The organism is Lacisediminihabitans sp. H27-G8, assembly GCF_046156175.1.
Taxonomy (GTDB): domain Bacteria; phylum Actinomycetota; class Actinomycetes; order Actinomycetales; family Microbacteriaceae; genus Lacisediminihabitans.
Genome location: NZ_JAYLVL010000002.1, coordinates 843,241 through 861,953 on the forward strand (window position 1 = coordinate 843,241; position 18,713 = coordinate 861,953).

Below are 18,713 nucleotides of genomic sequence, written 5' to 3' on the forward strand. Positions count from 1 at the left end.
TCATGGCACCAGGTGCCGCAGGATGTCCCGCACGCTCTCCAGCCCGAGCTCCACCTCGGCAAAGCTCGTGCTGAGCGGCGAAAGCCCGATGCGGAGCCCGGTGGGAAAGCGGAAGTCCGGGATCACATCCCGCTCCCAGAGCAGCCCGGTGACCTTCTGGAATTGCGGATGCAGCAGAGTCACGTGGCTTCCCCTCTCGGAGTCGGCTCGCGGTCCGCCGACGGTCACGCCGAATTCGGCGAGATGCTCTTCTGCCCACCGGATCACGAAGTCGGTGAGGCGAAGGGACTTCGCGCGGATCGCGTCGATCCCGACCTCTTCGATCAGCTCGAGCATGTCGTGCATCGGCACCATGCCGAGCACCGGAGGGGTGCCGCTCAGAAACCGTCGCATGCCCGACGCCGGCGTGAAGCCGTCGGCCATCGCGAATACGTTGTCGGCGCCCATCCATCCCCAGATCGGCTGGCGAAGCGAGTCTTGCAGTGCCGAGGTCACGTAGGCGAAAGCGGGCGCTCCGGGCCCGCCGTTGAGGTACTTGTAGCTGCACCCCACCGCGAGGTCGACGCCCCACTCGTCCAGTTTCACCGGCACGGACCCGGCCGAGTGGCACAGATCCCAGAGAACAAGCGCGCCGGCCGAGTGAATCACCTCGGTGATTGCCGGCACGTCGGCGACGTAACCCGAGCGGTAGGCGATCTGACTCAGGACCACGAGCGCGGTGCGCTCGCTGACGACGGCACGCACGAGCTCTGCCGTCACCCCGCCCTGCGGGTCGGCCTCGATCCAGCGAAGGGTGAGCCCGCGCTCGGCGGCGACTCCTTCGAGGATGTAGCGATCCGTCGGAAAGTTGTCGGTGTCGATGACGATCTCCGTGCGCTCCGGGTGCAGGTCAACCGCCGCCCGGATGAGCTTGTAGAGCAGCACCGTCGTCGAATCGCCGACCAGGGTCTGGCCCGCGGCGGCGCCGAGGGTCACTCTGCCGATGAAGTCTCCGAGGCTGAAGGGGAGCTCCATCCACTGCTCATCCCACGACCGGATGAGTCGCGAGCCCCATGCGCCGGTGATGAATTCCGAGACCCGGTCGACGGTCACCGAGAGGGGGCGCCCGAGAGAGTTGCCGTCGAGGTAGGCCACGACCTCGTCGCTCGGGATGAAGCGACGCGTGAATTCGGCCAGCGGATCCGTCTCGTCGAGTTCACGGCCGGTGGGCAGGGGAGTGTCGATGGTCATGCGGGGGTCTCCTCGAGGTGGGTGATGGGTACGACCGTGCTGGTGCGGAGCCAGTCGATGAGGTCGGCGGATTGGTCGTATGCCGGCCCGGGAATGAAGGATGCGGTGAGGGGCGGTGAGAGCGGCGGAAGGAATCCGGCGAGAGATTCGATCACCGATTCGGCGCTCGGAAGCGCCGCAGCGAGAACCGCGAGCTCGCGGTGGTTCAGTCCGGTCGGCAGGGGGCCGTTGCCGAGATCGGTGCCGTAGTGCACGCGTCCCCCGGCGGCGGCGAACCTCTCGAGGTTGCCCATCGCACGGTCGAAGTCGGTGCCGCGGGAGCCGTAGCCGTGGATGTCGACAGTCGAGATCCACGACATCCGTTCGGCCATGCTGCGCAGCAGCTCGTCGTCGAGCTCCTCGGTCCACGGGGTGTGGGCGAGGGCGTCGACGCCCGCGGTGAGAGCCCGCGCCGCCTGACCGGCGCCCTCCGCGTGAGCGACGACGGGCAGCCCGGATCGGTGTGCGATGGACACGACCGCCTCGAGCAGGTCGTCCCTCCACACGGGGCCGGCCGCGCTGTTGAGGGCGATCTTCGCCACCCGGCCGCCGATGGCACGGACATCGGCGATCGCGGACTCTGCCTCCAGCGCGGTGCTGATCTCCCGTGCTGCCTCGGAAGGAGCCCATCCGGAGGATCCCGGATATCCTCCCCGGGAGGTGAGGATCGCCCCGGCGATATCGACGCCGGGGCCGCCGGACTCTGCCAGCGCGGGCCAGTGGCGCCCGACATCCGGGTCCCAGCCGAGGTCGATCACCCGGGCGATGCCCCGGGGCATCAGCTCTGCGGCATCGACGAGTGCGAGGTGCACATGGCTGTCGCAGAATCCGGGAAGGATCGTCCCGTCGATCCAGCGCTCGTCGATCAGTGCGCGTCCGGCGCGCATCGAGGCCATCACGCGCCGATCTCGTTGCGCACGGCGAAGAGCTCGGGGAAGAACGTGAGGCTGAGGGCGCGCTCGAGAAACTGCACCCCACTCGAGCCGCCCGTGCCGCTCTTGATGCCGATCGTGCGAGACACGGTGCGCAGGTGGCGGAAGCGCCACAGTTGGAAGTTGTCTTCGAGATCGACGAACTCCTCGCACGCCTCGTAGACGCGCCAGTTGTCACTCGAAGACTGGTAGATCGACACGAATAGCGGCACGAGTTCCGGCGTGAAGACATGGGCGAGGGTCACATCGCGCTCCAGCACCGCGAGGGGAACCGGAAAACCGGCGCGGGCCAGAAAGTGCAGGAACTCGTCGTACAGCGTCGGCTCCTCCAACAGTTGACCGAGGATGGCCTGCGCTTCCGGTTCGGCGGCGAAGACGTCGAGCATCTTCGCGTTCTTGTTGCCGAGCAGAAACTCGACGGCGCGGTACTGGTAGGACTGGAATCCGGATGACGTCGCAAGGAAGCGGCGGAACTCGACGTATTCCGAGGGCGTGAGGGTGGCGAGAACGGACCACTGCTCGGTCATCGACACCTGGATGTGCTTGACCCGCGCGATGCGCTTCAGCGCGGTGCCGAGGTCGTCCCGCTGCAGAGCCGCTCGCGCCGACCTCAGCTCATGGATCATGAGCTTCAACCAGAGCTCGCTGGTCTGGTGCTGGATGATGAACAGCATCTCGTCGTGGTGAGCCGGCTTCGATCGCAGGTGCTGGGCGTTCAGCACCTCGTCGAGCGCGAGGTATTCGCCGTAACTCAGCTGCTCCGAGAAGTCGGTGACGATGTTCGTCTCGAGCTCGCGGGTGTTGGCGATGATCTCCGCCGGGTCGCGTTCACTGGTCATCGCGCCACGATAGCAGTCTGCATCTCAATAACTAGACGAACGTCACGAATCTGACATGACCTTCATCGAGCAGCTTTCTCTCTCGCCTCGATCACGCTGTCATGTGCGGCGACCCCGATCATGATCGCGGTGGCGAGGGACGCGGCGAGGAGTGTCGGCAGCCACAGCGACGCCACCCCTCCGGCCGCGAACGCGACGAGGGCAATCGGGCGAGAGGAGACCGCGCGCCCCTTTGTGCGCTTCTGGAAGACGGCCTGGGCCAACACGTAGAGCGCCGGCCCGCCGAACAGCGTGATGCTGGCGGCAAGCGACGGCTCGCCATCCGGATGCGCGATGCTCAGTTCGTCACCGACGGCGGCGAGCACCAGCCCGGCCAGCATGACCGCGATGGCATAGATCGCATTCCGGCCGATCTTCGCTTCGTCATCGGTCTCCTCGAGCACGTCGAGAGCCTCTTCCTCCGAGCGCACGAAATAGCTCCACCAGATCGCTGCAGTTCCGGTTATCGCCACGAGTAGGGCGACCAGTCGGATCGGGGTGAGGGGCTCCTGCGTGAAGACCCCCGCCGACGTCAGAACTGTCTCTCCGAGCGCGATCAGGAAGAAGAGCCGACACCTCTCGAGAAGGTATTCCCCGGCGAACTCGTAGTTGCGGGTTTCCGTGCGGCGGCGGAGTCCGGGATGGGACAACAGGGTCGCGATCACATCCACCATCGCCGCGATCCCCCAGAGGATGAGGCGGGGCTGGCCCTCCACGAGAGCTCCGATGATCCAGAACGGCGCCGTGATCACGGTCCATCCGAGCATCCGGAAGAAATGGTCCTGCATGATCGTGTCGACGCCGGCGAACACGACGAAGATGCTCCGCGACACCTGGCAGGCGAGATAGATGCCGACGAACAGCCCGCCTCGGTCGCCGAAAGCCTCGCCGATAGTGGTGTTCATCAGTAGTCCGAGGAAGAGGGTGCCGATGACGAACGCGCGCACGGGCAGGCGCGACGTGTCCAGCAGGCTGCCCGCCCAACTGGTGAATGCCCAGACCGCGAAGACGCCCACGAGCAGGATTCCGGTCTCTGCGGCGCCCTTCCAATCCAGGTTGGTCAGCAGGTGATGCGAGAGCTGGCCCACGGCGAAGATATAGACGAGGTCGTAGAAGAGCTCGAGGGGCGTCACCGCCTGGGACTGGTCGTCGGTGCGCCCGACTCCCATCGTCGGCAGACGGGAAATCACACTCTGGTCCATCGGCAAACTCCGCTCAAAAAGTTTTGCGATTCGGCGTGACGAATCGGCGTCGACGTACGTCTCCTCTATGAATACAACGAAATGGCCCGAATGCCACCCGTATTCCGGGCTTTCACATCTAGAGGAGACACCCCCATGGCCAACACGACCAGCCCCCAGAACGTCTCGACCCCCTCGGTCACGACCGCAGCCACGAGCACCGGCAAGACCGTCATCAACGACGCCGTCATCGCCAAGGTCGCGGGCATCGCGGCCCGCGATGTCAGCGGAGTCTACGGACTCGGTGGCGGAGCGGCCCGTGCCCTCGGCGCCATCCGCGAGGCCATGAACAACACCGACCTCACCCAGGGTGTCAAGGTCGAGGTCGGCGAGACCCAGGTCGCCGTCGACGTGAGCATCGTCGCCGAGTACCCGGTTCCGCTGCAGACCGTTGCCGCCGGTGTGCGTTCCGCCGTCATCAGCGCGATCGAGACCCTCGTCGGCATGGAGGTCACCGAGGTCAACGTGACCGTCAACGACGTGCACCTGCCTTCGGATGACGCTGACGACCAGGTCGAGGCACGAGTCCTGTGACCTCGACCAAGAGCGGCATCCTGATCGGAGCGGTGCTCGTCCTCACCTGGGCGATCGTCGGCTTCTGGGCGTTCTTCTTCGTCGCCGTCGCCATGGCGATCGGCGCCGTGGTCGGTCGCGTGGTCGACGGAAGGCTCGACCTCAGCAGTCTCGTCGAAGTCTTTCGAGGCAAGCGCTCCTCGTCATGACGACAGTGGAGACCGCTGACCGCGCCCGCGGTCGCACCAGAGTGAGCGCGCGAGCCCTCGGCCGGGTCGCCTCGGCCGTGAGCGCCTCGGCGCTGGGGGTGGATGCCGAGAACGTGGGTGTCGACCTCTCGGACGAGCGCGGCGAGCTGGTGCTGACCGTGCGCAGCGCTATCCGCTCCGTCTCCCTCGATCGGGTGACCGCCGATGCCGAGGTGGTCGCGCGCACCGGAGGAAGCATCCTCGAGCGCGCCTCTCGCGCTCAGGGGCAGATCCGTTCGCGAGTGAATGATCTCACCGGCTATCGCGTCGCCCGCGTGGTTGTTCGGTTGCAGAGTGCCGACATCCGGCAGGAAGACAGGGTTCGATGAGCAACCAGAGCAGTCTCTATCGCCGCATCACCCGGCGCGAGACCCATTCGCCGCGCTCGGCCCTCGCCATCGCGCTTGCCGTGATCGTGATCTTGGCCTGCGTGCTGGTCGGCACCGAGATCGTGCTCGCCCTCGCCTCGCAACCGCCGTTGCTCGCCGACCCGCGGTCCGCGGCGGACTTCCTCGTGGACGTTCCCGGATACCCCGTGGCGACGGTGATCGGAGTGGGAGCGATCGTCGCCCTCATCGGACTCGCGCTCGTGATCTCGGCCCTCGCTCCAGGCCGCACCGCCCGGCACGTGCTCGTGACCGAGCGCAGTGCCGCAATCGTCGACAACGAGGTGATCGCGTCCGCGCTCGCCCGGCACGCCGCCCGCGCCGGCAACGTGGACCCCGACAGCGTGCGCGTGAGCGTCTCGCATCGGGAGGCGGTGGTGCGGTTGACTCCGACCTCCGGACTGCCTGTCGACCGGGCATCCGTCATCGCCGCGGTCGACGAACAGTTGCACGGGTACAGCCTGCGGCGGAGCATCCGCGCCAAGATCATCGTCGCCGAATCCGGAAAGGTCGGAGCATGAACAACACCAATCGCGCACTCAACCGCGTGGTCATCGTGCTTGTGGGCGTGCTGCTCCTCGCCGTCGGCGGCGCGGCCATCGCGGTCGGCAGCATCCCGACCGTGAGCGGCGCCTGGAAGGATCTCGCTCCCGGGGTCCGCGCGAACCTCTCGTCTTTCTTCGCCTCCGCTCCGCTCGCGGGCACGACCATCGACTGGTGGTGGATCGCCGTGCTGGCAGCCCTCGCCGTGATCGTGATCCTGTTGCTGGCCTTCATCTTCCGGCAGGGACACGGTCATACGGGGCGCTTCGTGGACGATGCGCCGACCTCAGAGGGGTCGACGATCGTGGACTCGAAGGTCGCCGAACAGCTCGTGCAGGATGCGCTCGACGGGCATCCGGAGCTCGTCTCCTCGCATGTCTCCACCTACCGGGTGCGTCGCACGCCGGTGCTCAAGGTGTCGGCCACCGCCCGTCGAGGGGTGTCACCGAAAGACATCGTGGACACCGTGGAAACAGCACTGGATTCGCTCGAGACGCTGCTCGGCCATCCCGTGCTCGCATCGGTGCAGGTGAGCGGCGGCTTCCGCGCCCGTATCAGTTCGACCACGCGCCTCCAGTAGCGCGCCGCGCCGTCGGCACTGACCTCATGCCGGCGGTGCTGTGGCTCCGGCGTCGTTGCTCTGCCAGGGTCCCTTGACCAGCAGTGACAGAACGCCGACAAGCGCCACGACCGCGAGGAAGATCGAAGCGAGGTGCACGCGGAGGGGGCTGCCGAGATACATCGTGAGACCGACTGCGACCAGAGCCAGCGTCATCACCGTCAGTGCGATCCAGTGCTGGCGCCGAAGGCCGATGAGTACCAGCACGGCAGGCACGACATAGAGCGCGATGCTGGCGGCACCCATGCCGTTCACCGCGTCGACGAGGGGAAGCGCGAGGGGGATTCCGCCGAAGAGTTGCCGGGAGAACATCGCGGTGCAGTGAAACGTGAGGCCGAGGATGCCCACGCCGAGGAGTGCCACTTCTGCGCCGGTGATTCGCACGCCAGCGCGGTCCAGTGGCAGTTGGGGAAGCGCGAACCGCGCGACCACGACGAGCGCGCAGATCACGGCGAGGCTGATCGAGAATCCGGCGGTCATGGTCGGACAGCCCCCCGCGGACGCGCCTCGACAAACGGTGTCTCGATCTCCATGGCAGAAGTCTCCTGCACCGGACTGGGGGAATGCTTGCGAACGCGAAACCCCGGCCGGGAATCGTGCCGGTCGAATCGGCTGGTATAGTCGTCAGGTTGGGTTTTGCGCCCAGCGCATGCGCCCGTAGCTCAGCGGATAGAGCAATTGACTACGGATCAATAGGTCGGGGGTTCAAATCCCTCCGGGCGCACCACGAAACACGGGTCTGATCGGCAACTCCTTTGGAGTGCGGTCGGGCCCGTTGTGGTTTCTGCGCACGTTCTGCCCACACGTTAAAAACGTTTGAGACCGTTTTCGGGCCGAGAATCGCCCTATCCGGAACAGCTGACCCGAGTGTTTGTCTGGGTTTTCACCCTCAGGGCGAACGTGACCAATTGACCTCTGAAAAAGAGGTCAGACTTCACATCTCGCCAACGGAATCAACTCCGGGAGGCGGACGCCACCCGTGGAACTCTCGGTGCATCGGGTCGACCTCCTGCGGGTTCAGTCCGAGTTGGTCAGGAGCGCGACGCCGAGGGCATCCGTCGCGGGATTGGCGACATCGGAGAGCACGATGGCGGCGGTCCCTGCTGTCCGGTCGAGGCCGAAGTAGGTGGTGTAGCCGCCGGTTTGCCCGCCATGCCAGGTGATGTTTGTGCCCGACTGCAGGGTCGAGGTGTGCCAGAAGGCCCCCACCCGCGTGTCCGCCTGCGTGGTCGGGGTGGTGGGGTCAAGGGCGGAAACGCCGGGTGCTGAGCCGTCGAGGAGAGCAGTGGCGAGTTTCGCGAGATCTCGCGTTGTGGATACTCCGCCGCCACCGGGGGCATACGCGCCAAGGAGCCAGGGCCGGACAGGCAGGCCCGACTTCGACCATCCGCCTGGAACTAGAGCGTGCGCGCCCTGGATGAACGTGTGCGTCATGCCGAGCGGACCAAAGAGACGGGCCTGCATGAGATCGGGGTAGGTCATACCGGCTGCTGCAGCGACAGCTTGCCCGGCGATTGCGGCTCCCAAGGTCGAATAGGAATAGTTCCCGCGTGTCTCGAGCGTTCCCTGTCTGGCGTCCCCGTAGAGCTCACCGAGATCGCCGTCGAGGAAGTTTCGGCCGAACGGCGCGCTCCAGGTTGCCCGCCGCAGCGCGGCCGGCCCAAAGGCGGCATAACCAGCAGTATGGGTAACGAGTTCATGCATCGTCACAGTGCCAGCAGGGGAGCCCGCCATGTGAGGAAGGTAGGTGGAAATCGGCGTGTCCATTCGGATCTCGCCTCGGCCCACCGAATCGGCGATGACCAACCCGGTCATCGCCTTGGTCAGCGATCCGATCTCCATGGGTGAGGTGTCCGATGCGCCGACGCCCGCGAACCTCGCAGTCACGCCGCTATGCAGGGACAACAACACGACCGCGATGTCGCGCTGCCGCGTGAGCAATCCGGACTCTCGCGCCTGATCGATCTTGGCGAGAACGACGGAGTCGCCGGTGGGGGAACCCACTGCGGACGGAGTGACAGCCCAAACCGTAAGGCCAACGACGAGCGCTGCAACGGGCAGCGTCAGCGCCAGCCGCCTGGTCGTGACAAACAGGACGATGAGCACGGCCGCCATGAGCATGCCAGCCCAGCTGTCGTCCGCATAGTGGCCGCTTCGCAGGGATTGAAACAGCATCGCCACCGGGACGAGCACCAGAACGACAGCGGAAGCCACGCGTCGGAACCAGAAGCGGGATCCGCGCGGGCGAGTTGGTCGGATGGTGAAGCGATGATTCACGGTGGACATCTCGATTCCTTTTCCAGTCGCGGCGGGCGAAAGACGTCTCACCGGGTGGAGGAGAGCTGGAGCTTTGGCCGACGAATGGCTGTCCATAGCAGCCAGCCGATGAGTGCGACCTCTCCGATGAAGGTGACGGTCGAGATCGACGGAACATAGTCGGGCTGGAGGATTGTGCCGGCGCCGTCGACGAAGTATCCCGCGCCGGCGATGCCGACCAGGATGCCGAGCCAACGAGGCAGGATGCGAGTCCGGACGGCCACGTACCCCACTAGCACGAGGTGCATCGCGAACAGCATGAGCCCGACGCGCCATATGACGTTGTACGAGTCGATCGCGTCGAGGGCGCGGTCCGGGTTCGGAAGCAAATTCGGGACGCTTGCGAGTTGGCTGAGGGCTACGACGAAAACTGCGGCGTACGCGATGCGGAACCAGGCCGCGGTGAGGGCGACCATCCGGTTCGCTTGCTCAAGAATGCGGAGCAGTGCCGCAGCTACTACTACGTCGAGGATCGCCGCGAGGATCATGCAGAGCACTCCGATGCGGAATTGGAGTCCCGAACCGCTGATGGCGGCTGCGGTCTTTGCTGCGTCGCCCGCGGTGATGAGAGGGGCGAGGGCGCCGAAGTTGCCAGCGGCGGCGAGCACTGCGATGAGGAGAAGGCTGACCCCTCCGACCCAGGCAGCACTGCGGGAAATGGGCGGGATGTGCGTTGCATATGTCATGGCTGTTCTCCGTATTGATGGGGTTGGGTGAGGCATCGTCGGACGGTGCCCGGTCACTTGCGTCGCCGGAGCCGGCGCGCGAGAAGTGGAAGGGTGCCGAGGCCAGCGGCAAGCAGAACGGCGAGCCCGAGAAGGGCCGGCGCGCGCCATTGGTCGGTCGTCTGTGAGGAGGCGCGGGTGACTCGGTCCAGTGGGTACTCGAGCATCTTCCCTACGGACACGACGAGTGCCGGGCTGACGGAGCGACCGAGCTGTTCGAACGCGGCGTCGAGACCGCCGAATCCGCTGCTGCTCTCCAAGTCGCCGGCGACGAGCGTCTGCCCGCCGGCATCGCGTTTCAGTTCCGTGCGCAACATGAGTCCGTGTTTCGTGCGGACCGATCCGGTCGAGGACACGGCACGCGTGAGGGCCGACTGGGAATAGGAGTAGACCTCGAAAAGAGCGGAGGCATCTATCTCGCCCACTCCATCAGTCAGCTCAATGGTGAAGCTCGGACGACCCCACGGGAATGCCGTGTTCAGCAGAACGGCAGCATCCGCAAGGCCGAACGATGCCTTGGGGATTCTCGTAGTGCTACTGAGGGTCCAGCCAGGGTAGGCGATCTCGCCACCCACTCGTTTGGCTTCCGCGCTGCCGACCATGTCGGCCATCACTTTGAGCGCCCCAGAAATGCTGGAGGTGACTCCGCCCGTGGTGGTCACTCGGCCATCCTGCACATAGCGTTGCCCCCGGATCCACGAAACTTCCGGGTTGGATTTCTCGAGTGCGGCGATTCGGGACCAGTGCGAGGTGGCCGTAAGCCCGTTGAGGATCCCCGTTGCGGAGAGTAGGCGTGATCCGGCGCAGATCCCGAGGATGCGCGCACCTGCGCCGTAGCGCTCGACAACGAAATCGCGTGCGGCCTGCTCTTCCGGGCCGTCAGGGAGGTTGACGGCCGGAACGACGATCAAATCCGGTGCTGGAGCGGCTCCGGAAGCGACATCCGCGAACGTGTAGTCGGGATCAACAGCCATGCCGCCGTCCAGGGCAGCAGGCTTGGTAGATGCTGCAATCGTGTAGACGGCGAAGTCGGGCGAGCTCGCGAGCACCTCATAGGGAGCGAGCACGTCAGCCGCGTCTGACCCTGATTGGCCGAGAACCACTGCAACGGTGAAGCGGGCTTTCGCGCTGCGCGGTATGGGTTGATGGGCGCTCGGGGTACCCGCGACTTTCGATGTCGACGATTGGCTGGAGTGCGCGATCCCGGCCGCGGCTGTCGCCGCGAAGGCGACAAGGGCGATGGTGGCTGAGAGGGCGATGGTGCCTAGGCGGCGCAGTACGGACGACATGGTTCTCCTGGATTTGATGCTTCGATCGATCGGACGCCTCACGTTGCGGCGTCGGGGCCTTGCTGACTGTGGTGGTGGGTCAGGGGAGTGCCACCACGAGCGACAACTCCGCCAACGAGGCGCTCGCTGGAACCCTGGCGAATCGCTCGAGCCGGCTAGGGCTCGTGTAGTCGAGGCGGATGCGGTGCTCGCCTCGCCAGGCAAACCGGCCGAGAGGCGCGCCTGCCACCAGGGCGATCTGGAACAGGGGAAGAGGTGCGAGGACGGCGACCAGCGCGCTCGCTGACCCCTGAACAACGCTGCTTGCGATCATCATTTCGTGCCTCCCTGATTCCGAATGCGGTTAGTCGGCGACGTGTGCGGCGACGAAGTTGGAGATGATCCGGGCCAATGCCGCGGACTGCGTCCAGTGGAGGTAGTGGGATCCCTCAACCACCTCGAGCTGATGCGTCGCCACTCCCTTGAGTTCCGCTTCATGGTTGGGGAGCCATTCAGGCATCGTCGTGACGCTCTCGCTCGACAGGATCTCCAGGACGGGGAGGTCGGCGGCGAACGGGCGCGCATTGGCTTTAGTGGAGTTGGCGCCGATTCGGCTCCATTCATCGGAGATCGAGACGTTGCCATAGTTCCAATTCGTCATGGCAGCGGTGCGGCGGCGGTCGTCTGGCGTGTAGGCGGTCCCGGGAGGCTGGATGAGGTCGGGCGCAATCGCCGTGACCAGTCGGAACAGACCGGTTTTGGCCTGGATGCCTTCCACGACCGATGGTGCCCCGACTTTCAGCGACGAGGTCGCGGCCGCCATGGGGTCGATGCCGACGATGGCGGAGACTTCCTTCGGGTATGCGTTCGCGTAGTAGCGGGCATAGATACCCCCGACGGAGTGGCCGACCAGGATCACCGGCTCGTTCACCTGCAGCTTGGCCAGAACCTGGTGGAGTTCACTCGTGATGTTCTCGATGGTGCGATCGGCGACATCCAGATCGCTGTAGCCGTAGCCGAAGCCCTCGACGACGATCACGTTGAACGCGTCGAGCTTGCGGATGAGCGGCGCGAAGTCGATCGCCGGTGCCGGGGTGCCGAAGCCGCTGAGAAGAACCATCGTCGGCCCGGTTCCGCCATTGCGGTACACGTTGATTGCGCCTGCGTCGACCGAAACCCTCTGGCCGTACGGGGTGATGGCCGTTCTTTCCGATGCCGTGATGGAAGCGTTCGCCAAAGCCGAAACTGCGGTGAGGAGGAGAAGGATCACCGAGACGATGCCGAATACTCGCGCGATTCGCGTCAGGCGACGGGGTCGGGACTGCTGGAAGGGTTTTGTCGTGGTCATGTCGGGCTCGATTCGTGGGTGTGTCTGGTGTCAATGGGAAGTGCGGACGCGGTGGGCTCGTCGCGACGGCGGATTACTCCGGCCGCGATTGCTTGTGCGATTCGCTCGTTGCTTGTGAAGCGGCCGAATGCGATCACGACCGCCGTGATGGCGACTGTCGTCGCGAGCCACATCCACGGAATCTGGGCCTTGCGTGCGATACGCATGTGGTCTCGATTCCTGTCTGTGGGTATGCATTCACGGTAGAGTTCGCTCGCCGACCCGCCTAGGACACGATGTTGACGATCTCGGCCACGCGTTCGACTGAAAATGATTTCTGTAACGGAGGGCCGTGCCTGAACCACGCATCGTCATCGTCGGATTCCCTGGCGCACAGATCCTCGATATAGCCGGCCCGCTCGAAGTGTTTTCGACCGCCTCCAGGTTCCTTTCCATACCGCCGTACTCGACGCAGGTGGTGAGCATCGGCGGTGGTCCCGTGCTCTCAACGAGTGGGTTGGAGTACGCAACCACCCCGATCGAGAAGGTCGTCGGAGATGTCGACACGCTCGTTGTGGCTGGCGGGCGCGACTTCGATCAGGCGACCGACGATGCCGAGCTGGTTGGCCACATCCGGCGTGTGGCCGGGAGATCGCGACGCGTGACATCCGTGTGCTCCGGAGCGTTCTTGCTCGCCGCTGCGGGGCTCCTCGATGGCAGACAGGCGACCACCCACTGGGCGGATTGCGCGCAACTCGAACTGGACTATCCCGACGTATCGGTCGACCCCGACGCGATCTATGTTCATGACGGCGACGTGTGGACATCCGCCGGTGTCACCGCCGGTATCGACCTTTCGCTGGCGTTGGTGGCGGATGATTACGGTAGGCAGGCCGCGGCGCTGGTTGCCAAGCAACTGGTCGTCTACCTGCGTCGATCCGGTGGCCAGGGCCAGTTTTCGGCGATGTTGGCGGCCCAGTCGGCCAACGAGGAGCCGATTCGCGACCTTCTCGCCTGGCTGCCCGAGCACTTGGCCGACGATCTGTCGATCCCGGTCATGGCAGCGCGCACCCACCTTTCGGAGCGCCAGTTCAGCCGCCTATTCAAGCTGGAGGTCGGGATCACGCCCGCCGAACATGTCGAAGCGGTGCGGATGGAAGCGGCATGCCGTCTACTCGAGACCACTCTCTTCACCATCGAACAGATCGCTCGCGCGTGTGGCTTCGGGGCCCCCGAGACCATGAACCGAGCATTTCGCCGACGCCTGAACACGACCCCGTCGGATCACCGCCATCATTTTGGGCCGGCATAGGGAGTTCGGTTGAGCGGTCGACCGATGACCTGGAAGATCACACATCACAACCCGACCGCTCGCCGTGCCCGCATTCCCGGCTCCGGATGCACCACGTAAAACGGGTTTGACCGGCACTTCTTGTAGAAGCTCCGCGCGCGCGGAGGGAACTCTGGGCTCGAGGGCGGTGATGCCGTCCGCGAGGGCTGGCTACCTGGGCCCTACGATTCTTCGTCCTGGTGCCGCACGCCCTCGCGGGTGAGCCGGGGCACGCTCTCACCATCTACACCGCCGAGCCGGGCAGCTCATCGGCAGACCGTCTTCGACTGCTCGCCAGCTGGGGAGCGAAGACCGCGGTCAAGAGAGGGCTGTGGCCTGAAGCCGCAGACCGGATGATCTGGACCGCAAGACCGAGGAGAGCGTCCGCTGATCGCGCTCCAGACGATGTCGATCAAGGCTCCTACCTTCGGCTCAGGACTCAGGTTGCTGGTCTCGACCGAAGTGGAGGCCATGAAGCCTCGCCGGGGCGGATTCCCAGCACTTCCGTAGGTCAGGAGGCGCAGCGTTCGACTCCGGGTCAATACGCTGAGAGGCCGGATCGGTGCACGCTGCCACACCCTCGGCCGGCCGCTGCTCGAGACGGCTGGCGTGAGCCGTCCACCTCTAGGAAGGCATGGCTCCCGCATGGAATTCACCGGCTTCACCGCCGCGGCCGGCGATTTCTTCACCGAACTGGCCGCCAACAACAATCGCGAGTTCTTCACCGCGCACCGGGATGTCTACGACCGTGTGGTGAGGCATCCGCTGGACCTGCTGCTGGGTGAAGCGGAAGGCGAATACGGGCCCGGACGGGTGATGCGCCCGAACCGGGATGTGCGATTCAGCGCAGACAAGAGCCCGTACCGGATCGGCGCGAGCATGTGGGCCGGCACGGTCGGCGGCGTCTACCTGAACCTCCAACCCGGAGGCATCGATGCCGGCGGCGGTCTCTACGGCCCGAGCCGGGACCAGCTCGAGCGGGGGCGGCGAGCGATCGATGCCAAGCCGACGGCGGCAGCGGAACTGGCCGGGATCGTCCGGCAACTCGAGACCGACGGATTCGAGCTCGCAGGCCCGTCGCTCACCACCAGCCCCAAGGGATTCGCGCGGGACCATCCGCATATCGCGCTGCTGCGGCTGCGCCACTACGCCGCGGTGACACAGCTCCCGATCGACGCCTCCGCTGACGCCATCTACGACGTCTGGTCACGGGTGAAGCCACTCATCGAGTGGACGGACACGCACGTCGGCGCGGCGACCTCCCGGCCGTAGGCGGCCGCGTCCCGCACTTCAGACGGCGGGCCTTGTCCGAGGGTGTACCGATCTGTACAGTCGGTAATCCGAGACTCACCCGGAGGGTCGACCATTCAGCCTCGGATGTCCGCGGCGCCGACGATACGGGCCCTCATGACACGACGACTCTCCCTGGCTGCACTCACTGTTGCCGTCGCTCTCGTTTTCAGCGGTGCCTCCCTGCCCGCTCACGCGGCGGGACCGGGCACCGGCAGCATCCGCGTCCAACTCGTCGACCTCACCGGGGCGCCCCTGGCCCTCGCGGGAGCGGTGGCGCATGTCTACGTCTCGACAACCGACGGTGGAGGCTTCCGGTACGGCACGACGGATGCGACGGGGCAGGCGGTGCTCCCCGAACTTCCCCCCTCGGCCTATTACGAAGTGAAGGTCGAGACTCCGCAGGCGGGTTTCGCCACCTACGCACCGATCGAGGTCGACAGCGTGAACGTCACGGCCGGCGCCGCCACCCCGATCACGATGACCCTGGCGGTGGGAGCGACAGTCACCGGGCGACTGACGAAACCGGACGGATCTCCGCTCGCGCAGCGGGAGGTATCGCTCGAGGGAATGGGCGAGATGTTCCAGGATGCCTCCGTGACCACCGACGACTCGGGGCGTTACACCTTTGTCGGGCTCAAGACCGCTGTCGTCGAGATCTTCGTCGGGCCGCGCGGGGCCGCGTCGTCGCTCAGCTGGTACACCAGCGTCTTTGCCGAACGTCCCGGTCGACTGCCCAGCCACATCAGTCTCTCCACCCGGCTCGTGCACAGTTCCTACGATCTCCAGATCGGGGTGGGCGTGCCGTCCGACCCCCGGTCGGTTCTCGGCGCGACGGTTCGAGTGACGAACACGACGACCGGCGCAACCTTCGACCAGCGCACCGGCGGAGTGCCGGGCATCGTGCAGCCGACGAAGTTCGTCGTGCCGAGTGGCGACTACAGCATTCGAGTGCTGACGGTCGCAACGCCGGCCACGCCCGCGCAGACCTGGTGGTGGACGGGTCAGACGAGCCCGATGTCGACGAACCCCGCCGTCGCCGCCACCCTGTCCGTGGACTATCTGCACCCGGTCGGAGCCTTCGCTCAGATCCCCCAGGGTAAGCCGTGACGCGGCGAGGCAACCGCATGCTCGCGGACGCCGTGGCACTCTTCGGCGACGCGCCCTGAGACGCCGCGCGCGAAGGCTGCCGCCGCACGCCCAGAAGGCCCGGCATTGACATTGAGCCTCGTGGCGACAATCATTTGTACTGTCAGTTTGTCTATGAGGCATCATTCGTTGCACAGCAGTAATTTCAGATTGCCGCTGACGAGGGCGTCCGAGGCCGACTTCGCCGACAACTCCCGAAAGGACAAAGATGTCTGACCCTGTGGCTGCGCAGACTCGCGACAGCATGATCGAACAGCACTCGATCGACTACATCCCCAACTCCGAACGGCACGGAAAGGTGTGGCACCAGGGACCGTTCTGGTTCACCGGCAACTTCGTGCTGCCCACCCTGGTGACCGGATTCATCGGACCGGCCATGGGCTTGAGCGTCGGCTTCAGTGTGCTCGCGGTGATCCTCGGAGCCTGCTTCGGCACCTTCTTCATGGCCTTCCATGCCAACCAGGGACCACGGATGGGCCTGCCCCAGATGATCCAGTCGCGCGCCCAGTTCGGTAGTCGTGGCGCCATCGTCCCGTTCGCCGCGACGGTGTTCGTCTACGTCGGCTTCCTGGTGTTCGACACCATCCTCGCGACGCAGGGCATCGGACTGGTCGCTCCGGGGGGCAAGTTCCTCTGGTACCCGGTGCTGATCGCGCTCTCGATCGTCATCGCGGTCATCGGTCACGACCTTCTGCACTTCGTGCAGCGGTGGCTCACCTACGTGCTCGTTGCGGTTTTCGCGATCATCACCATCATCGCGGTGGTGCACTTCTCCTCCGTGCCGGTGGTTCCCGAGGCCGCGGTGGCGACATCCGGGTGGAACACCGTCGCGTTCCTCGTGCAGTTGTCGATCGCCGCCGGGTACAACATCAGCTACGCCGTCTACGTATCGGACTACACCCGCTACCTTCCGGCGAATGTCTCGGCGCCGAAGCTGATCACGTCCGTCTACGCGGGGGCAGCCCTCTCCGCGGTGTGGCTCATGTCGCTCGGGGCGATTCTGGCCAGCTACATTCCGAATGCCGATCCGATCCTCGCCCTCAAGCAGGTCGGCGACCTGCTCTTCCCGGGCTTCGGCACGATAACGGTGCTCGTGTCGGTACTCGCCCTGATCTCGATCATGGGAGTCAACGCCTATGGCGCCATGCTCACCGGGTCGAGTGCGGTCGACGGATTCCGGGCGGTACGGCCAACGGTGAAGCTGCGGGTGATCGGCCTGGTCGTTGTCGGAGTGGCCTCACTCATAATCGCGCTCGTCATCCCCGACAACTACGTCGCGAGCTTCAACAGCTTCGTGCTGCTCATGCTGTACTTCCTCGTGCCGTGGACGGCCGTCAACCTCGTCGACTTCTACTTCGTTCGACGCGGAAAATACGCGATCGCCGAGATCCTGAAACCGAACGGACTCTACGGTCGATGGGCCTGGCGCGGCGTGGTCGCCTACCTGGTGGGATTCATCGTCATGATTCCGTTCTTCTCGGTGAGCTTTTTCGTCGGACCCGTCGCACAGCTGCTCGGCGGTGCCGACTTCTCGTTCGCGATCGGGCTCGTCGTCTCCGGCGGTCTCTACCTGCTCTTCTCGCGCAGCCTCGACCACGCGGCTGAGGGGAAGGCGCAGGCAGCAAGCGACCTCGAGCTCGAGGGCGCGTCGCGGTGACGGATGGCGCACCGGTGATCGTCGCCTGCGTGCAGCTGGCGCCGGTGATCGGTGACGCGGCTGAGTCACTGGCCCGCATTCACGCCGGGCTGCAGGAGGCGGCCCGACGGCACGCGAAGATCGTAGTTCTTCCTGAGTTGGCGAACTGCGGATACGTGTTCGCCGACAGGGCTGAGCTGCTGAGGGCGGCCGAGCCCCTCGACGGACCCTTCGTCCGTTCCCTGGTGGAGGCGGCATCCTCCCTCGGGATGGTGATCGCCGGCGGCTTCGCCGAGATCGACGACGGAATCATCTACAACTCGAGTGTGATCGTCGATCGCACCGGCGTCGTGGCGTCGTACCGGAAAGCCCACCTCTGGAACACCGAGAAGACCTGCGGTTTCGTGGCGGGCAGCGGGCATCCGCCGGTCGTCGACACCGATTACGGGCGCCTCGGCCTGGTGGTCTGCTATGACCTGGAGTTTCCCGAATGGGTGCGGATGGCTGCCCTCGACGGTGCAGAGTTGCTCTGCGCCCCGGTCAACTGGCCGCTCTATCCCCGCCCGGCCGGCGAACGACCGGGGGAGATCGTGCGCGTACAGGCGGACGCCGCGGTCAACCGCATGTTCATCGCCGTCGCCGACAGGGTGGGGCTCGAGCGCGGACAGGACTGGATCGGAGGCACGGTCATCGTCGACGCCGACGGGTATCCGCTCACGTCGATCGAGTTGGGGACTCCGCAGGTGGTGACCGCATCCGTCGACCTCGCGCTGGCTCGCGACAAGTCGATCAGTCCCCTCAATGACGTGCACGCCGACCGGCGCCCGGAATTGTACTGAGACTTGGTCCGCCGCCCGATCGGACGCCGAGCAGGGACTCTGCACCCCCGACCGGACCGCCGATCAGCCCGCCAAGCAAGTGGCTAGTGGACGAAGCGGGGCGAGCGTCACAATTGCGCAGGCCGACACGCGGGGGTGGGGTTCTTGCGCTGGCTTGCACCCCGCGCCGGGCCTACATTGAGAGAGCCCCGCGCGCAGAAGACC

At 65.6% G+C, this 18,713-nt stretch carries 21 protein-coding genes and 1 tRNA gene; 11 read left to right on the plus strand and 11 right to left on the minus strand.

Translation table 11 applies throughout. From position 1 onward, the window contains the following. The 4 genes from VLI63_RS08850 to VLI63_RS08865 form a co-directional block, all read right to left on the minus strand. Complete coding sequence (locus VLI63_RS08850; RefSeq protein WP_409156490.1) at positions 1-1,230, minus strand: kynureninase; 1,230 nt, start codon at positions 1,228-1,230, stop codon at positions 1-3. Continuing rightward, complete coding sequence (locus VLI63_RS08855) at positions 1,227-2,165, minus strand: hydrolase (RefSeq protein WP_409156491.1); 939 nt, start codon at positions 2,163-2,165, stop codon at positions 1,227-1,229. The genes VLI63_RS08850 and VLI63_RS08855 overlap by 4 nt, the downstream gene beginning before the upstream one ends. Continuing rightward, positions 2,165-3,040, minus strand: a complete 876-nt coding sequence (locus VLI63_RS08860) for a tryptophan 2,3-dioxygenase (protein ID WP_409156492.1) — start codon at positions 3,038-3,040, stop codon at positions 2,165-2,167. The genes VLI63_RS08855 and VLI63_RS08860 overlap by 1 nt, the downstream gene beginning before the upstream one ends. A gap of 62 nt (positions 3,041-3,102) precedes the next feature. Next, the gene (locus VLI63_RS08865) at positions 3,103-4,269 is read right to left on the minus strand and encodes a low temperature requirement protein A (protein WP_409156493.1); all 1,167 of its coding nucleotides are present in this window, start codon (positions 4,267-4,269) and stop codon (positions 3,103-3,105) included. Between the two features lie 147 nt (positions 4,270-4,416). Between VLI63_RS08865 and VLI63_RS08870 the strand changes: the two genes are divergently transcribed. Genes VLI63_RS08870 through VLI63_RS08890 form a run of 5 tightly spaced genes read left to right on the plus strand, consistent with a single transcriptional unit; the run spans position 4,417 to position 6,590 of the window. Beyond that, on the plus strand, positions 4,417-4,854 hold the full coding sequence (locus VLI63_RS08870; RefSeq protein WP_409156494.1) for an Asp23/Gls24 family envelope stress response protein: 438 nt from the start codon (positions 4,417-4,419) through the stop codon (positions 4,852-4,854). Continuing rightward, positions 4,851-5,042 carry a DUF2273 domain-containing protein gene (locus tag VLI63_RS08875; RefSeq protein WP_409156495.1) on the plus strand — a complete coding sequence of 64 codons (192 nt, stop codon included), beginning with the start codon at positions 4,851-4,853 and terminating at the stop codon, positions 5,040-5,042. Before VLI63_RS08870 ends, VLI63_RS08875 begins: the two co-directional genes overlap by 4 nt. After that, on the plus strand, positions 5,039-5,410 hold the full coding sequence (locus VLI63_RS08880) for a hypothetical protein (protein ID WP_409156496.1): 372 nt from the start codon (positions 5,039-5,041) through the stop codon (positions 5,408-5,410). The genes VLI63_RS08875 and VLI63_RS08880 overlap by 4 nt, the downstream gene beginning before the upstream one ends. After that, positions 5,407-5,988: a hypothetical protein gene (locus VLI63_RS08885; protein ID WP_409156497.1), complete on the plus strand. Its 582-nt coding sequence runs from the start codon at positions 5,407-5,409 to the stop codon at positions 5,986-5,988. Before VLI63_RS08880 ends, VLI63_RS08885 begins: the two co-directional genes overlap by 4 nt. Continuing rightward, positions 5,985-6,590, plus strand: coding sequence for a hypothetical protein (locus VLI63_RS08890; protein ID WP_409156498.1), 606 nt, complete (start codon positions 5,985-5,987; stop codon positions 6,588-6,590). The genes VLI63_RS08885 and VLI63_RS08890 overlap by 4 nt, the downstream gene beginning before the upstream one ends. Positions 6,591-6,614: 24 nt before the next feature. On the opposite strand, the gene VLI63_RS08895 is transcribed toward VLI63_RS08890, so the two are convergent. Beyond that, entirely contained in the window at positions 6,615-7,109 is a 495-nt protein-coding gene (locus VLI63_RS08895; protein ID WP_409156499.1) for a hypothetical protein, read from the minus strand. 171 nt (positions 7,110-7,280) lie between these two features. Between VLI63_RS08895 and VLI63_RS08900 the strand changes: the two genes are divergently transcribed. Next, positions 7,281-7,356, plus strand: a tRNA-Arg gene (locus VLI63_RS08900). A 290-nt stretch (positions 7,357-7,646) separates the two neighbouring features. Here VLI63_RS08900 and VLI63_RS08905 read toward each other — a convergent pair. The 6 genes from VLI63_RS08905 to VLI63_RS08930 all read right to left on the minus strand — a co-directional run bounded on the left by VLI63_RS08905 (position 7,647) and on the right by VLI63_RS08930 (position 12,492). Further along, positions 7,647-8,915: a serine hydrolase domain-containing protein gene (locus tag VLI63_RS08905; protein WP_409156500.1), complete on the minus strand. Its 1,269-nt coding sequence runs from the start codon at positions 8,913-8,915 to the stop codon at positions 7,647-7,649. A gap of 38 nt (positions 8,916-8,953) precedes the next feature. After that, a complete protein-coding gene (locus VLI63_RS08910; protein WP_409156501.1) occupies positions 8,954-9,631 on the minus strand; it encodes a DUF4386 domain-containing protein in 678 nt (225 codons plus the stop codon). 53 nt (positions 9,632-9,684) lie between these two features. Continuing rightward, a complete protein-coding gene (locus tag VLI63_RS08915; protein ID WP_409156502.1) occupies positions 9,685-10,959 on the minus strand; it encodes a DJ-1/PfpI family protein in 1,275 nt (424 codons plus the stop codon). 79 nt (positions 10,960-11,038) lie between these two features. Further along, positions 11,039-11,275 carry a hypothetical protein gene (locus tag VLI63_RS08920; protein ID WP_409156503.1) on the minus strand — a complete coding sequence of 79 codons (237 nt, stop codon included), beginning with the start codon at positions 11,273-11,275 and terminating at the stop codon, positions 11,039-11,041. 27 nt (positions 11,276-11,302) lie between these two features. Beyond that, the gene (locus VLI63_RS08925; protein WP_409156504.1) at positions 11,303-12,286 is read right to left on the minus strand and encodes an alpha/beta fold hydrolase; all 984 of its coding nucleotides are present in this window, start codon (positions 12,284-12,286) and stop codon (positions 11,303-11,305) included. Continuing rightward, positions 12,283-12,492, minus strand: coding sequence for a hypothetical protein (locus VLI63_RS08930; protein WP_409156505.1), 210 nt, complete (start codon positions 12,490-12,492; stop codon positions 12,283-12,285). The genes VLI63_RS08925 and VLI63_RS08930 overlap by 4 nt, the downstream gene beginning before the upstream one ends. A gap of 125 nt (positions 12,493-12,617) precedes the next feature. Here VLI63_RS08930 and VLI63_RS08935 point away from each other — a divergent pair, with 125 nt between their 5' ends. The 5 genes from VLI63_RS08935 to VLI63_RS08955 all read left to right on the plus strand — a co-directional run bounded on the left by VLI63_RS08935 (position 12,618) and on the right by VLI63_RS08955 (position 18,509). Continuing rightward, entirely contained in the window at positions 12,618-13,577 is a 960-nt protein-coding gene (locus VLI63_RS08935) for a GlxA family transcriptional regulator (protein WP_409156506.1), read from the plus strand. A 663-nt stretch (positions 13,578-14,240) separates the two neighbouring features. Next, positions 14,241-14,867 carry a DUF2461 domain-containing protein gene (locus tag VLI63_RS08940; protein WP_409156507.1) on the plus strand — a complete coding sequence of 209 codons (627 nt, stop codon included), beginning with the start codon at positions 14,241-14,243 and terminating at the stop codon, positions 14,865-14,867. Between the two features lie 135 nt (positions 14,868-15,002). Next, positions 15,003-15,995 carry a carboxypeptidase-like regulatory domain-containing protein gene (locus tag VLI63_RS08945; RefSeq protein ID WP_409156508.1) on the plus strand — a complete coding sequence of 331 codons (993 nt, stop codon included), beginning with the start codon at positions 15,003-15,005 and terminating at the stop codon, positions 15,993-15,995. Positions 15,996-16,242: 247 nt separating this feature from the next. Beyond that, complete coding sequence (locus VLI63_RS08950; protein ID WP_409156509.1) at positions 16,243-17,691, plus strand: purine-cytosine permease family protein; 1,449 nt, start codon at positions 16,243-16,245, stop codon at positions 17,689-17,691. Next, positions 17,688-18,509: a nitrilase-related carbon-nitrogen hydrolase gene (locus VLI63_RS08955; protein ID WP_409156510.1), complete on the plus strand. Its 822-nt coding sequence runs from the start codon at positions 17,688-17,690 to the stop codon at positions 18,507-18,509. Before VLI63_RS08950 ends, VLI63_RS08955 begins: the two co-directional genes overlap by 4 nt. Positions 18,510-18,713 lie beyond the last annotated feature (204 nt).